At 63.8% G+C, this 12,689-nt stretch carries 14 protein-coding genes; 3 read left to right on the top strand and 11 right to left on the bottom strand.

What is annotated here, in order from left to right; genetic code table 11:
• Position 1: 1 nt before the first annotated feature.
• Positions 2-469, bottom strand: a complete 468-nt coding sequence (locus VNW74_RS13755) for a hypothetical protein (RefSeq protein ID WP_325677663.1) — start codon at positions 467-469, stop codon at positions 2-4.
• Positions 466-1,626, bottom strand: coding sequence for a Rieske 2Fe-2S domain-containing protein (locus tag VNW74_RS13750; protein ID WP_325677661.1), 1,161 nt, complete (start codon positions 1,624-1,626; stop codon positions 466-468). Before VNW74_RS13750 ends, VNW74_RS13755 begins: the two co-directional genes overlap by 4 nt.
• 144 nt (positions 1,627-1,770) lie before the next feature.
• On the opposite strand from VNW74_RS13750, the gene VNW74_RS13745 reads away from it, so the two are divergent.
• A complete protein-coding gene (locus VNW74_RS13745) occupies positions 1,771-2,295 on the top strand; it encodes a gamma carbonic anhydrase family protein (protein ID WP_325677659.1) in 525 nt (174 codons plus the stop codon).
• A gap of 43 nt (positions 2,296-2,338) precedes the next feature.
• On the opposite strand, the gene VNW74_RS13740 is transcribed toward VNW74_RS13745, so the two are convergent.
• Positions 2,339-3,004, bottom strand: coding sequence for an SRPBCC family protein (locus tag VNW74_RS13740; RefSeq protein ID WP_325677657.1), 666 nt, complete (start codon positions 3,002-3,004; stop codon positions 2,339-2,341).
• 411 nt (positions 3,005-3,415) lie between these two features.
• On the opposite strand from VNW74_RS13740, the gene VNW74_RS13735 reads away from it, so the two are divergent.
• The gene (locus VNW74_RS13735) at positions 3,416-4,114 is read left to right on the top strand and encodes an ABC transporter ATP-binding protein (protein WP_325677720.1); all 699 of its coding nucleotides are present in this window, start codon (positions 3,416-3,418) and stop codon (positions 4,112-4,114) included.
• Positions 4,111-6,615: an FtsX-like permease family protein gene (locus VNW74_RS13730; RefSeq protein WP_325677655.1), complete on the top strand. Its 2,505-nt coding sequence runs from the start codon at positions 4,111-4,113 to the stop codon at positions 6,613-6,615. The genes VNW74_RS13735 and VNW74_RS13730 overlap by 4 nt, the downstream gene beginning before the upstream one ends.
• 31 nt (positions 6,616-6,646) lie before the next feature.
• On the opposite strand, the gene VNW74_RS13725 is transcribed toward VNW74_RS13730, so the two are convergent.
• The 8 genes from VNW74_RS13725 to VNW74_RS13690 all read right to left on the bottom strand — a co-directional run.
• Complete coding sequence (locus VNW74_RS13725; protein ID WP_325677653.1) at positions 6,647-7,099, bottom strand: hypothetical protein; 453 nt, start codon at positions 7,097-7,099, stop codon at positions 6,647-6,649.
• A gap of 273 nt (positions 7,100-7,372) precedes the next feature.
• Entirely contained in the window at positions 7,373-7,996 is a 624-nt protein-coding gene (locus VNW74_RS13720; protein ID WP_325677651.1) for a class I SAM-dependent methyltransferase, read from the bottom strand.
• Complete coding sequence (locus tag VNW74_RS13715; RefSeq protein WP_325677718.1) at positions 7,983-8,573, bottom strand: DUF4389 domain-containing protein; 591 nt, start codon at positions 8,571-8,573, stop codon at positions 7,983-7,985. Before VNW74_RS13715 ends, VNW74_RS13720 begins: the two co-directional genes overlap by 14 nt.
• 76 nt (positions 8,574-8,649) lie before the next feature.
• Positions 8,650-9,057, bottom strand: coding sequence for a nuclear transport factor 2 family protein (locus VNW74_RS13710; RefSeq protein ID WP_325677716.1), 408 nt, complete (start codon positions 9,055-9,057; stop codon positions 8,650-8,652).
• Between the two features lie 50 nt (positions 9,058-9,107).
• Positions 9,108-9,998 carry a TIGR03619 family F420-dependent LLM class oxidoreductase gene (locus VNW74_RS13705; RefSeq protein WP_325677649.1) on the bottom strand — a complete coding sequence of 297 codons (891 nt, stop codon included), beginning with the start codon at positions 9,996-9,998 and terminating at the stop codon, positions 9,108-9,110.
• Complete coding sequence (locus VNW74_RS13700; protein ID WP_325677646.1) at positions 9,995-11,164, bottom strand: thiolase domain-containing protein; 1,170 nt, start codon at positions 11,162-11,164, stop codon at positions 9,995-9,997. The genes VNW74_RS13705 and VNW74_RS13700 overlap by 4 nt, the downstream gene beginning before the upstream one ends.
• A 1-nt stretch (position 11,165) precedes the next feature.
• Positions 11,166-12,227, bottom strand: a complete 1,062-nt coding sequence (locus tag VNW74_RS13695) for a thiolase domain-containing protein (protein WP_325677644.1) — start codon at positions 12,225-12,227, stop codon at positions 11,166-11,168.
• Between the two features lie 24 nt (positions 12,228-12,251).
• The coding region (locus VNW74_RS13690; protein ID WP_325677642.1) for a Zn-ribbon domain-containing OB-fold protein at positions 12,252-12,689 on the bottom strand (438 nt) is incomplete at its 5' end.

Genomic DNA, 12,689 nt, shown 5'->3' with positions numbered 1-12,689 from the left:
GCTAGCCGTCGCCGGCGGGAGGGGCGGTGGACACCGCCTCCAAACAACCTTCGGCAACGGCATGTTCAATGCTGTCGGCCAGTTTCGGGCAGGACCGAGTGCGCGCGCTGTCGACTCCGGTCGCGCGTAGTTCGGCGAAATACCCGCAGCGATGCGACGCTTCGGTGTTCCACTGCACCGCGGTGTGCCCCGGCCCCAATCGCTTGACGTTGACCCTGGCATGGCAGAACCGGCAGTCCACCGGCTGCAGGCCCGACGTGAGGTAACGGGTGCGGTCGGCCCGGGTGGCCTCACGCACCTCGGCTGCGCGTTCCGGGTCATCAGCGAAAGCCGGTGCCTTGGACCAGGATCCGGCGCGTCGGCCACGAGCGGCCGGTTCCGGCTCGTCATGGCTGTCGTGATCGCCATGGAGCATTAGCATCGACCGGGCCAGCCGATCGACGTCGGGCGGCTCCTCGAGCGGGCTCATGTCGCGGGCTGCTCCGTCTTTGCTTCTTCTTCAGAGGCCTGCCGTTGCAGGTTTTCCTCGACCTCGACGTGCCACTTCTCGTTGGCGATGGTGGTGTCCACCTCGATCTCGAAGCGGTCGGTCATATCAGCGGTGACATCGGCTACATCTACGTAGAACTGCTGATACCACCGTCGCATCTGGTAGACGGCGCCATCCTCCTCGACCAGCAGCGGATTGTCGATGCGGGTCTTGTGCTTCCAGATCTCGACGTCCTGCAGGAAACCCTTGCTGACGCCCTCGGTGAAGACTCTGGCCAGTTTGTCCGTCATCGGCTCGTCCATGCCCTTGGGCTTTTCGACGATGACACCCCACTGCAGCATGAACGAATCCTGGGTTACCGGGTAGTGGCAGTTGATCAGGATCGACTCGGCCTTGTAGTCGCCGTACTTGTTGTGCAGCCAGTTGATCATGAACGACGGGCCGAAGTAAGACGCCTCCGAATCCAGGTGCGCCTCACCGTATGACGTGCCCAGATCGTTGACGTCGGGCCGCCCGACATTGTGCAGATACTGTGAGGCGATGTGGTCCTCGAAGACGTTCTTGAAATACGTCGGCAGGCCGAAGTGAATGTAGAAGAAGTGCGCCATGTCGGTGACGTTGTCAATGATGTCGCGACAGTTCGATCCTTCGATCAGGATCGAGTTCCACCGCCATTCGGTCCACTCGTCACTGGCCGCCTCGGGAATCTCCGGGATCTGCACCTCGGGCTGGGGCGGATTGCCCTCGACGTCATGCCAGACGAACAGCAGGCCGCCGCGCACGTCGGTGGTCCAGGATCGGGTGCGGGCCAGTCGCGGCGTGCGCTTGGCGTAGGGCACCAGCTTGCATTTGCCGTCGCCGCCCCAGCGCCAGTCGTGGAACGGGCAGGCGACTTCGTCGCCCTTGACGGTGCCCTGGGCCAGGTTGCCGCCCATGTGCCGGCAGTAGCCGTCGAGCACGTGCACGTCGCCGTGCGAGTCGGCAAACACCACGAGGTGGGTGCCGAATGCCTCGATCCCGTGCGGCTCGCCGTCCAGGTAGTCCTTGACCGGGCCAAGGCAGTGCCAGCCCCGGGCATAGCGGTCGGGCAGGGTGCCGGCGTCGATCTCGCGAATACCGGCCGTCTCGGTAGCCATGACGCCTCCAACTGTCAGCTTCTAACTAGAACACGTTACAGTTTTCCTGCGCGGTAGCGCAATCACAGCGCAACGACGGCGGCCTGTAGTGCCGGTTAATCAGGTCCTGACGCCGGAGTACCCAGCCTGGGGTATATGTGAACGATGCCGCTGTTTTCGTTCGAAGGCCGATCGCCGAACGTCGATCCCACTGCCTTCGTCGCGCCGACCGCCACCTTGATCGGCGATGTCACGATCGAGGCCGGTGCGTCGGTGTGGTTCAACACCGTGCTGCGTGGCGACTATGCGCCCGTCATCGTGCGCGAAGGTGCGAATGTGCAAGACGGATCGGTGCTGCACTCGCCGCCGGGCATCCCGGTCGACATCGGTCCGGGCGCCACCGTGGCGCACATGTGCGTCATCCACGGCGTCCACGTCGGAGCCGAGACTCTGATCGCCAACCACGCCACCGTGCTCGACGGCGCGGTGATCGGCAAGCGCAGCCTCATTGCAGCGGGCGCACTGGTGATCGGCGGTACCAAGATCCCCGACGAGGTCCTCGTGGTCGGGGCGCCGGCCACGGTCAAGGGTCCGATCGCGGGCACTGGCGCCGAGATGTGGGTGAAGGTGAACCCGAAGGCCTATCAGGACCTGGCGCAGCGCTATCTGACCGGGCTGGAACCCGTTTAGCCCTGCGAGAAACGAGCTTTCGTGCAAGCGGGGTATCGGAGGCTTATCGCATCCAGTCCGGCGTCACCGGCAGCCCGTTCTGGTGACGGTATTCGGCGATGGCCTTGAGGTTTTTCAGCTCCAGCAAGTGGCCGGCGCCGAACATATCCCAGAAGTCACCTACCCAGACCGGCCGATCCGGCGGCGCAGCGTCCGGATACGGGTTGTGGTCGTAGAAGGGGTGGTGGCAGTTGGTCCACAACACCACCGAGCCGGGCTTGTCGAACACCTCCTGCGCGTCGATGACACGCATGAGATAGACCATCCAAAGGTGCTTGCCCTGATCCCACGCGCACTGATAGTCCACGGTGCGCGCCTGCTCGTTCGCCCGGGTGCGGGTGTAGATCGTGGTCTCCGACCCCAGCCGGTCGTAGGCCAGCCACAACCCCGGTTCATCGGTCTCGGTGAAGCCGCGCAGGCTGTAGGTCCACTCCTCTAAACAGCGGGTATCGGCCATATAGGCGAACAGCTCATCGGGCGGGCAGTCGATGTAGTCGTTGATGGTGATGTACTGGCCGAATACCTCGTCGTGCGGGTACACCGAGTGCATCATCTCCATAATGATCGGGGTGGCCTCCTCCCGCGGGCTGGTCTCGATGCGGGTCAAACCCTCGATCGGCTTGCTGCTGCCGGTGTGGGCGGCGATGTCTTCAAGCGCGGGCAGCGGCATCGGATCAGTTCTCCTTCGTGGGTGCAGAGCGGTTGGCTTCTGTCAAAGATCTTGCAAGCATCTTGATTTCGTCGGCGGAGCGTTCGAACAAACCCCCGCTGGCCGCGCTTTCAGTTTGACCGGCCATCATGTCCTCGACATCCGTGGCACCGTAAGACGACATCATACAACGGTCCAATGGGCTGAAAGCGGCCAAATTTCAGCCCACGAAATGTTGCAAATCAACGATGTTCACGCTTCAGATCGATTGAACCGATTGCCGCTGAGACTCGTTGTAGTCCGTAGCAGCGCCTTCGGGGCATGTTGTCGCGCGGGAATGGCAGCCGGTCGCCGCTGCAGCGCTGACGTTTGCGTTCTCACGGGAGGAGCATGATCAGACGACCCGATATCTGCGATAAGCCCAAGCAAGAGCTGACCATCGAACTGCGCGACGTGGTGCGTGAGTACAGGGTCGGCGGTCAGCCCGTGCGCGCGCTCGACAAGATCAGCCTGTGGTTCGGCGGTGGGCAGTTTGTGTCGGTAGTCGGGCCGTCGGGGGCGGGTAAGAGCACGCTGCTGCATCTGCTCGGCGCGCTGGACTCACCGGATTCCGGGTCCATCAAATTCGACGGCGACGAGATTGGCCGACTCAGCGATGAACAACAGTCCGAATTCCGCCATCATCGCGTGGGCTTCGTCTTTCAGTTCTTCAACCTGTTGCCAACCCTCTCCGCGTGGGAGAACGTCGCCGTCCCGAAACTGCTCGACGGTGTCCGTTTGGGCAGGGTGAAATCGGACGCGGTCCGGCTGCTGGAGCGGGTCGGGCTCGGTAGCCGGGCACTGCACCGGCCGACGGAATTATCGGGCGGCCAAATGCAGCGGGTCGCCGTAGCGCGGGCATTGATGATGTCTCCATCGCTGATTCTCGCGGACGAGCCAACCGGGAACCTCGATTCCGCAACTGGTGCTGCGATCTTGGCGCTCCTTGCCGAGGTGGCACGTGAGGACGGCGGCAGGCGGCTGGTGGTGATGGTGACCCACAACTCGGACGCCGCCGCGGCGACGGACCGGGTGATCACACTCCAGGATGGTCGCGTCGGCTCCGATGAGTTGTCAGCGGTTGCGGGATGAGACCGGGCTCGGCCATCGCGGCTACGGCGAGTCGGCTACGGGTATTCAGCCTTCGCGAACTCGTTGTGCATCGTCGGCGCACGACGGCCTCGATCGCCGTAATGGCGGTGTCCGCAATGTATCTGGTCGCGGTATTCGGCATCTTCGGGTCGATCACCGGATCGGTCAACCGGTTGGCCGATGGGATCGCGGGAATCGCGGCGCTCGAGGTGTCGGGTATCACCGACGCAGGATTTCCCGACACGATAACCGCCGATGTCGCCGCGGTTCCGGGTGTCGCGACCGCGGCACCGATGATTCGGACTTCAGCGTCCACGGCATCAGGTCCGGTTCTGCTGTTCGGCGCAGACAAGAGCAGTGCTGCGTTGGGTGGCGCCTTGAAAGACGCCGTCGCGAAGCCAATAAAGACGTTGTCCGCCAATCCCAACGGTGTCCAGGTTGGGCCCGGTGTCGGTCATGCCAAAGGCGAGACATTCCGGCTGGGCTCGGCCTCGGTCGCAGTCACGGAAGTGCTTACCGGCAAGCAGCTTGCGGACCTCAACGGCGGACATTACGTGCTGGCTCCACTTGCTCTGGCACAGAACATAACCGGGCGAGAAGGCCGACTCGACTCGATACTGATCACGACAAAGTCCGGTGTCAATCTCGCAGCAGTGCGCGCCGCTGTCACGGCCGCCGTGAAGGGCCGGGCAATCGTTGCAGATCCGAGCATGCGGGCAGCCCGAGCCGGCGACGGCGTCAAGCTGATGAACTACATGGCGTTGATGGGTGCGGGAGTTGCGTTGGTGGTCGGCGCGTTCCTGATTTACACCACGATGACGATGGCGATCACCCAACGCCGGCCGGTCATCTCGATGCTGCGCGCGATCGGAGGCCGACGCGTCACCATCGTTCGCGATTTGCTCGCCGAAGCCGCGATTCTCGGAGTAATCGGTGGAGCGGTCGGGTCGGGCATCGGAATCATCATGGGCCGTGTGGCGATTGGTCGATTGCCTCCGGCGATAACCCAAGGTCTCGAAGCTCGGGTGGAGTACTGGCTGCCCCGCTACGCGATACCGGTGGCGCTGGTGGCGACGGTGCTGACTAGCGCGGCTGCGTCGGCGATGGCTGCGCGGCAGGTGTACAAGGTTTCACCGATCGAGGCCTTGGCGCCCGTCGGGGTCTCAGCCGCGGATTTCGTGCCGCGATGGCTGCGGATGGCATGCGGGATTGCAGCCGTTGCGATGTTCGCGGCATCGATCGTGGTTGTTGTCGGCCAACGCGGCACATTCGCATTCGCCGCGGTCTTTGCTCTGTTCACTGCTGAGATCGCGCTGGGCTTCGCGCTCACCGCGGCCATCGTCAAAGCGACTGCGGCGACAGCCCGGATGTTCGGATCGGTTGGGCGACTCGCGGCTGCGACAATCGAGCGTGCGCCGCGGCGGGTGTGGGCCACGGTGATGACCGTGCTCATCGCAGTGGTCACCACTGTCGTGATCACCGGTGCGAATGCCGACATGATCCGCTCGGCGCGCGCCATCTTCGCACCGGTCGCAGGTGTCGACGTGTGGGTGAGCGCGGATGCGCCCGATAGCTATGCCGTCGACGCCCTGCCGCAAGGCCTTGCCAGCAAGGTAGCCGGGTTGCCAGGCGTAAAGCGTGTCACCGAGGGCGCATTCGGGTTCGCTGAGGTCGGGGGCACCCGCGTGATGCTGGACGGGTTTTCGGCCGGGACCGCCGATCCGCTCTACCGCGCGCTCGGTGAGCCGATACGCAACGCGGTACTCGCCGGTCGGGGCGTGGTGCTTTCGCAGAACCTCGGCAAAACTCTGCACGTCCGGGTCGGCGACGACCTGCAGCTGCAGACGCCGCATGGCCCGCGGCGGACGGCTGTGCTGGCCCTGGTGCCGTACTTCTCGACGGTCATCGGGACCGTCGGGATCGACCTCGCTCGGATGAAGGAGTGGTTCGACCGTCCGGCGGCGACAGCACTCCAAATCACCGCGGCCGCAGGCGTGAATCCCAGTCGCGTGTTGGCCGACGTGCGCCATATAGTGCCTGCGCCGAACTACGTATACAACGGTCGCACCGCACTGGCGGGCCTCGAGGCGCCGCTGCATCAGAGCATGTTCATCGCCAACGCCGTTTGGATCATCGTGGTATTCGTTGCGGCGGTAGCACTTTTCAACACGTTGACGCTCTCGGTGCTCGAACGGCGTCGTGAAATTGGGGTGCTGCGGGCGATGGGAACCAGTCGGCGGTTCACCGTGCAGATGATCCTGGCCGAGGCGGCCGCCATCGGTGTCGTCGGTGGCGTCTGCGGACTTTTATTCGGCCTGACGGATCAGTGGCTCTACAGCCTGGTCAGCGGGGACATGATGAACTTCACCGTTGGCTTCCGGCCGAGCCCGATGGCACTCGTGTTCACCGCGGGCGCGCTGGCGATCAGCCTGCTTGGCTCGCTGCCGCCGGCCCGACGCGCGGCGCGACTCAACATCATCGAGGCGGTCGGCGTCGAGTAGGGCGACGGCGATCTCAGTTCGGCTGTCCACCTCAGAGGCCAAAGAAGTCGTTCGCAACGAGGATGTCCCACAGCCCTGAGAGGGGATCCGTGAAAGGGATAGTGAATGAGCTGTCGAGGGCTGGGTTCATCGTGTCGACGAACGTGTTGACTGTCACGCCGGCCATCCCTATGCCCGAGTCATCGGGCAGGGCCACCCCAAGTAGAGCCAAGTTATCATCGGGGTCTGCTCCAGACGTCAACACATCTGTGATGTCGAGAGACGGAATGTTCAGAATCATCCCCTCAAAATTTTCGCCAGGGTCGGCAGCTCCGATGTCCGTGACGCCAAGGAGGGCAAGTAGTGGGTCGGTGGCGGAGATAAAGCCCGGGTCCGCTGCTGGGCTGATGTCCTCACCGTCGGCTCGGGCGGAGGCGGCGGTTGCCAATGGGATGAGCCCGGTGGCCAGCAGAGCACCGGCGGCGGTGCCGAGAACGAGTGTCATGCGTCGAGCGCTCATTGGAGACTCCAATCGAGAGTGAGACGGCGATCTGGAATCGAGAGTGAGAGTGTGATCTAGCTCACTGTTAGTAAAACCTGAGCGTAGACCTAAGAGAAGGTGAGCGACACCCCCTCACCTGGTGCGATCCGCCCCATCAGAAACCGCGCGGAATGTTCGGCCATACCGGATACACGTGTCGCCGATCAACAACGGATAGATAAAAGCTTAACAAAAGCTGAACAGCAGATAACGATTGCCTTATCGGTGAACCCGCGTTCATTCGATAACGGTGGCGAATCCTTGCAGATGAGGAGTGCACGGCGGCGGCACCAGGGTGCGTCGGGTGTTGCGTAATCCCCCGGTATCGAACCCGGCTGCGGCAATGGCGTCGATGGTTCGGCGGTTCGGCTCGCAACCGGAAGCCAGCCACGACCACGGCTTGGCGATCAGGTCCTGGAACCGACCCATCAGCCCGTCCCCGCGGACATGCTCGAGAACGACCAATCTGCCCCCGGGAGCGAGGACTCGGCGGATCTCGTGGAGGGTAGCGGCCACATTGTCGACGGAGCACAGCACCAGCCCGACATGCACCGAGTCAAAACTGTTGTCCGGGAAGGGAATCGATTCGCCGATACCGTCGACGATGTCGACGGCAATGTTGGCGCGGCGAGCCAGCGCTGAAGCCATTCGGCGCATTGCAGGCTCTGGCTCAACGGCCGCGACCGACGTCACCGCGGGCGGAAGGAACATCAAGTCGGTACCCGGGCCCAGGCCTACCATTAGCAACCGGCCGGTCGCATTGCTCATCGCCTCGCGCCGATACCGACGATAGAACAGCCGGTCAAAGATTGGCATGCCGAGTCGATAGACGTACGGAAATAGCGGATTACGGCGGGTCATTTCCCACCCAAAAGTTACCCAGATCCATGCGGAAAGGCGGATATTCGTCGCGCATCAACGAGACGTACACGGCCACCCGATAACGCCATCGAACGATGCCCAGGAGAACGTCGGACATGCCCCGCGGGATAGTGCCGGTAAACAACAGCCAGAACGGGGCGATGACGCACAGCAGCTGCAGCAGCGGCTCCATCGCCCAACAGATGAGTATCTGAGGCAACGCCAGTAGCCACCACTTGACCAGCACGGCCCAATGCGTAAGCCGTTCCGGATAGTCGACCTGCAGGTCGCCGGGGTAATCAGGCCGAGACGCGAGCGTGAAAGGCGGGTATTTGTCGGTGCTGTTCATCGGGAATCGGTAGTTCATCACCCGCCACGACCAGCGCAGCACTCCGACATTGAAGTCGAAGAGCGGACGCGGATACCGTCCGGTGAACAAGATGGCGACGCCGGCAACGATGGTCAGCAGCGGGAAGGCCAGGTAGAGCAGGATCAGTATCGGATAGTGCGGCACCGCGAGCACGCACCACTTGAACAGCCATAGCCAGCGTGACGGCGCGTCGAAGTCGCCCCGCACCCGTACGGGTTCGTTCCTGGGAACGGGCTCGTCCGCGCCGTCCATAATGTGATCACGGCGGAGAGCAGTGCTGGGTTCAGATCTTGCGCGCGCTCGCGGTTGCCTGGTCAACCTCCCAGTACGCGCGCAGCGCCACCAACTGGCCGTCGGCGTTGGCCTTATAGGTGAACACCCCTTCCGCGGTGACCTGGTGCCCGGCCGCCGTGATCAGGATGTGGCCGACGTTGGCTTCTTCATTGCCGCACTGGTAGGTGTCGTGGAAGTGGAACTCGATCTTGTCCGTCGGCGCAATCGCCTTGTCCCAGAACGCCGAGATGGCGTCGCGGCCGCGATGCCCCTTGCCCTCAGGGTCGAAATGCGACGGGCCGATCGGGTCCTCGACGATGGCGTCGTCGGCGAACACCGCCAGCCACGCATCTTTATCTCTGGCCCCCACCGCGTCGCGGGAGCGCTTGCCGGCGAGGTGGGCCAGTGCTGTGCTCATCGGGCGCCGCTCCTCCTCATCGCTTCGTTCTGCATCGTCGCCGGCGCGCGTCATGTGTCTTGCCATCCCGAGTGGATATAGGTATCGGCGAACCGTTTCAACGAATCCTTCTTCTTCTCTATCGGCGCATCGAAGCCGAGTCCGCCAAACTCGGGGTAAACCCAGGGGATGACGATGTTGTCGGTGACGCCGACGTCGGCCAGTTGGCGGTGACCATCCACACCGAACTTGTCGATGCAGACCGCCTGGTATTCGAAAGGCACATCCGCACGGTCGTATTCGGCGAGCAGGGCCTTGAGCTTGCCGATGGTCTCGCCAAGCTGCTCACAGGTCATCATGGCGCTGGTCCACCCATCGCTCACCCGCGCGGCACGCTTGAGTGCGACATCGGTGTGACCGCCGACGTAAAACGGTACCGGCTTGGTCGGGGACGGGCTCATCTGCAGTTTGTCGAAATCGTAGAAATCACCGTGGAATTCGACCATCCCGCCGTCCAGCACGAGTTTGATGACCTCGATCATCTCGTCGACGCGCTTGCCCCGGCGCGCGTACGGCACCCCGCACCACTCGAATTCTTCTGGTGCCCAGCCGATGCCGACACCGAAGCCGAACCTGTTGTGGGTCAGGTTGGCAACCGAACCGACCTGGCGCGCCAGCAACAGCGGATTGCGGGAGCCCAGCTTCATCACGTTGGTGTAGAAGAACAGCTTCGAGGTGACCGCGCCCATCGCGCCGGCGGCGATCAGTGGATCGACCCACGGCGTGTCCTCGTTCCACATCCGGGATCCATCGGGGGTGTACGGATAGTCGGCGGCGGCCTTCTCCATGTAGAACAGCGAGTCCGGCAGCGCGATCGCGTCGAATCCCACCTCTTCGGCGGTTCTGGCGATGTCGACCAGCTGATCGATCGGGCCCATCGCGATACTGCAGGTGTACTTCACGGCTTATCGGCCCCCACTACCCACATCGAGTAATACTGCGAGCCGCCGCCGTAGGCGTGGCCAAGTGCCTTGCGTGCGTTCGGGACCTGGTGATCGCCCGCCTTGCCCATCACCTGGATGGCCGCCTCGGCGAACCGGATCAGACCGGACGCACCGATCGGGTTCGACGACAGCACCCCGCCAGAGGCGTTGAGCGGGATCCGCCCGCCGATCTCGGTTTCGCCCGCTTCGGTGAGCTTCCAGCCTTCGCCCTCGGGTGCGAACCCGAGGTTCTCCAACCACATCGGCTCAAACCACGAGAACGGCACGTAGATCTCGGCGGCGTCGATCTCGTCGATCGGGCTGGTAATGCCTGCCGCCTTCCACAGTGCCTTGGCGGCATCGCGCCCGGCCTGCGGGTTGACCTGGTCGCGGCCGGAGTACGCCAGCGGTTCGGTGCGCAACGCGGTGGCGTGAATCCATGCCACCGGATGACCTTCCGCGACCCGCTTGTCGGCGATGTCCTCGTTGCCGATCACCACCGCACAGGCGCCGTCGGACGACGGGCAGGTTTCGTCGAAGCGAATGGGGTCCCACAGCATCTGCGACGCCATCACCTTTTCCAGCGTGATGTCCGGTTGATGCAAGTGTGCCAACGGATTCTTGGCGCCATTGCGGCGGTCCTTGACCGCCACCATGGCCCCGATGTGCGTCGGCGCGCCGGATCGGCGGATGTAGGAGCGCACGTGCGGAGCGAAGTAGCCCCCCGCACCGGCGCCGACCGGCTTGGTAAACGGCACCGGAATGCTCAACGCCCACATGGCATTCGACTCGGACTGCTTCTCCCACGCCATCGCGAGCACGCGGCGGTACTTGCCCGACTGCACCAGGCTGGCCGCCACCACACCGGTCGACCCGCCCACCGAACCCGCGGTGTGCACCCGGATCAGCGGCTTGCCGGTCGCGCCCATAGCGTCGGCCATGAACAGCTCCGGCATCATGACGCCCTCGAAGAAGTCCGGCGCCTTACCGACCACCACCGCGTCGATGTCGTCCATGGTCGACCCGGAGTCGGACAACGCCTTATCGATCGCCTCGCGAACGAGGCCGTTCATCGAGACGTCCTGGCGCTTGGCGACGTACTTCGTCTGCCCGGTGCCGAGCACCGCAGCGATCTGGGGCGCCATGTTATTTCCCTTCCAGCACGGCGACGAGATTCTGTTGCAATACCGGGCCGCTAGTCGCATGCGCGAGCACCCGGCCTGCGGAGCGAGAGAAAATATGTTGTGCCGCAAAGCCGATGCGCTCCAACCCGGCGCAGAACATCGGGTTGGCCGCCAGTGCACCGCCCGATGGGTTGACCTTCGTCGACGACGGCAGGCCGATAGCCTCGGTCAGGATCAGCTGCTGATGGGTGAACGGCGCGTAGATCTCGGCCACCTCGATCGAGCCGGCGTCCCCGCCCGTTGCGGCCTTGGCTGACGCCTCCGTCGACGGGGACGTGGTCAGGTCGCGGGCACCGAGGACCGGGGTCTCGATGCGGTGCTCGATCCCGGTGATCCACGCCGGGTTCTTCCGCAGCTCGCGGGCCTTGTCGCCGGCCGCCAGCACGATTGCCGCCGCGCCATCGGTGATCGGCGCAATGTCATGGCGTCGAAGGGGATCGGCGAAGAACGGGCGGGCCAGCAGCTCGTCGATGCTCTTCGCCGGCTTCTCTGAATCGGTGCGCTCGGCAACGGCGAACGTATCCAGCGCCACTTGTGCCATCTGCTCGGCCGTCCACTTGCCAGCGTCCAAGCCGAAGCGGGCCTGCAGCCCCGCCATCGACACCGAGTCCGGCCACAGCGGCGCGACGGTGTACGGATCGGTCTGCAACGACAGCACCCGGCGCAGCGTCCCGGCCGAAGACTTGCCGAAGCCGTAGACCAGCGCGGTGTCGACCTGACCGGTCAGCACTTTGATGTAGGCCTCATACAGCGCCCACGCGGCGTCCATCTCCACGTGCGATTCGTTGATCGGCGGCACCGCCCCAATCGAGTCGATCGCAGAGATGAACGAAAATGCCCGTCCGGCAAGGTAATCCGACGATCCGGAGCACCAGAAACCAATGTCGGTCTGCTCGAGCCCGAGTTCGTCGTAAAGCGCGTGGAAGCACGGCATCAGCATCTCGACGCCATTGGTGGTGCCGTCGGTGCGTCGCACATGCGGCGCATGGGCGAATCCGACGACAGCTACATCGCGATCGGTCACGTTATTCCCTTTGATAGGTGGTGCTTAGAGGTGATGCTTGTAGGTGTCGTAGTCGGCGTCAGGTTCGCCGGTCGGCTTGAAGTATTCGATGTTGTCGATGCCCAGACCCCACTCCTCGCGGGGCTTCCACACCGCCTCCACCCGCATGCCCATTCGCACCTCGGTGGCGTCGATCTCCTGAATCAGGTGTAGGAACGCGATATCGGCGCCGTCGAGCAGGACGTAGGCGGCGACGTACGGCGGCTTGATGCGCTGGCCGGCGAACGGGATGTTGATGATCGCGAACGTCGTCACCGTGCCCTTGTCGGGCAGCTCGAGGAAGTTGTCGAGTTCGAGGCCGGTCGCCGGGTCTGCTTCCTTCGGCGGGAAGTACACCTTGCCGTCCTTGCCGGTTCGAGCGCCGAGCAGCTTGCCCTCTTCGAGACCGCGCAGGAACGCGCTCTCGGGAAGCGAAGCGGTGTG

This window comes from Mycobacterium sp., from assembly GCF_035570115.1.
Taxonomy (GTDB): domain Bacteria; phylum Actinomycetota; class Actinomycetes; order Mycobacteriales; family Mycobacteriaceae; genus Mycobacterium.
The sequence above is the reverse complement of the archived record's forward strand: the minus strand, read 5'-3'. Positions and strand labels throughout refer to the sequence as shown.

Excerpts from the sequence above, each read along its gene's own strand:
- VNW74_RS13755 (WP_325677663.1), bottom strand. The coding sequence starts at position 469 with ATGAGCCCGCTCGAGGAGCCGCCCGACGTCGATCGGCTGGCCCGGTCG.
- VNW74_RS13750 (WP_325677661.1), bottom strand. The coding sequence starts at position 1,626 with ATGGCTACCGAGACGGCCGGTATTCGCGAGATCGACGCCGGCACCCTG.
- VNW74_RS13745 (WP_325677659.1), top strand. The coding sequence starts at position 1,771 with ATGCCGCTGTTTTCGTTCGAAGGCCGATCGCCGAACGTCGATCCCACT.
- VNW74_RS13740 (WP_325677657.1), bottom strand. The coding sequence starts at position 3,004 with ATGCCGCTGCCCGCGCTTGAAGACATCGCCGCCCACACCGGCAGCAGC.
- VNW74_RS13730 (WP_325677655.1), top strand. The coding sequence starts at position 4,111 with ATGAGACCGGGCTCGGCCATCGCGGCTACGGCGAGTCGGCTACGGGTA.
- VNW74_RS13725 (WP_325677653.1), bottom strand. The coding sequence starts at position 7,099 with ATGACACTCGTTCTCGGCACCGCCGCCGGTGCTCTGCTGGCCACCGGG.
- VNW74_RS13720 (WP_325677651.1), bottom strand. The coding sequence starts at position 7,996 with ATGACCCGCCGTAATCCGCTATTTCCGTACGTCTATCGACTCGGCATG.
- VNW74_RS13710 (WP_325677716.1), bottom strand. The coding sequence starts at position 9,057 with ATGAGCACAGCACTGGCCCACCTCGCCGGCAAGCGCTCCCGCGACGCG.
- VNW74_RS13700 (WP_325677646.1), bottom strand. The coding sequence starts at position 11,164 with ATGGCGCCCCAGATCGCTGCGGTGCTCGGCACCGGGCAGACGAAGTAC.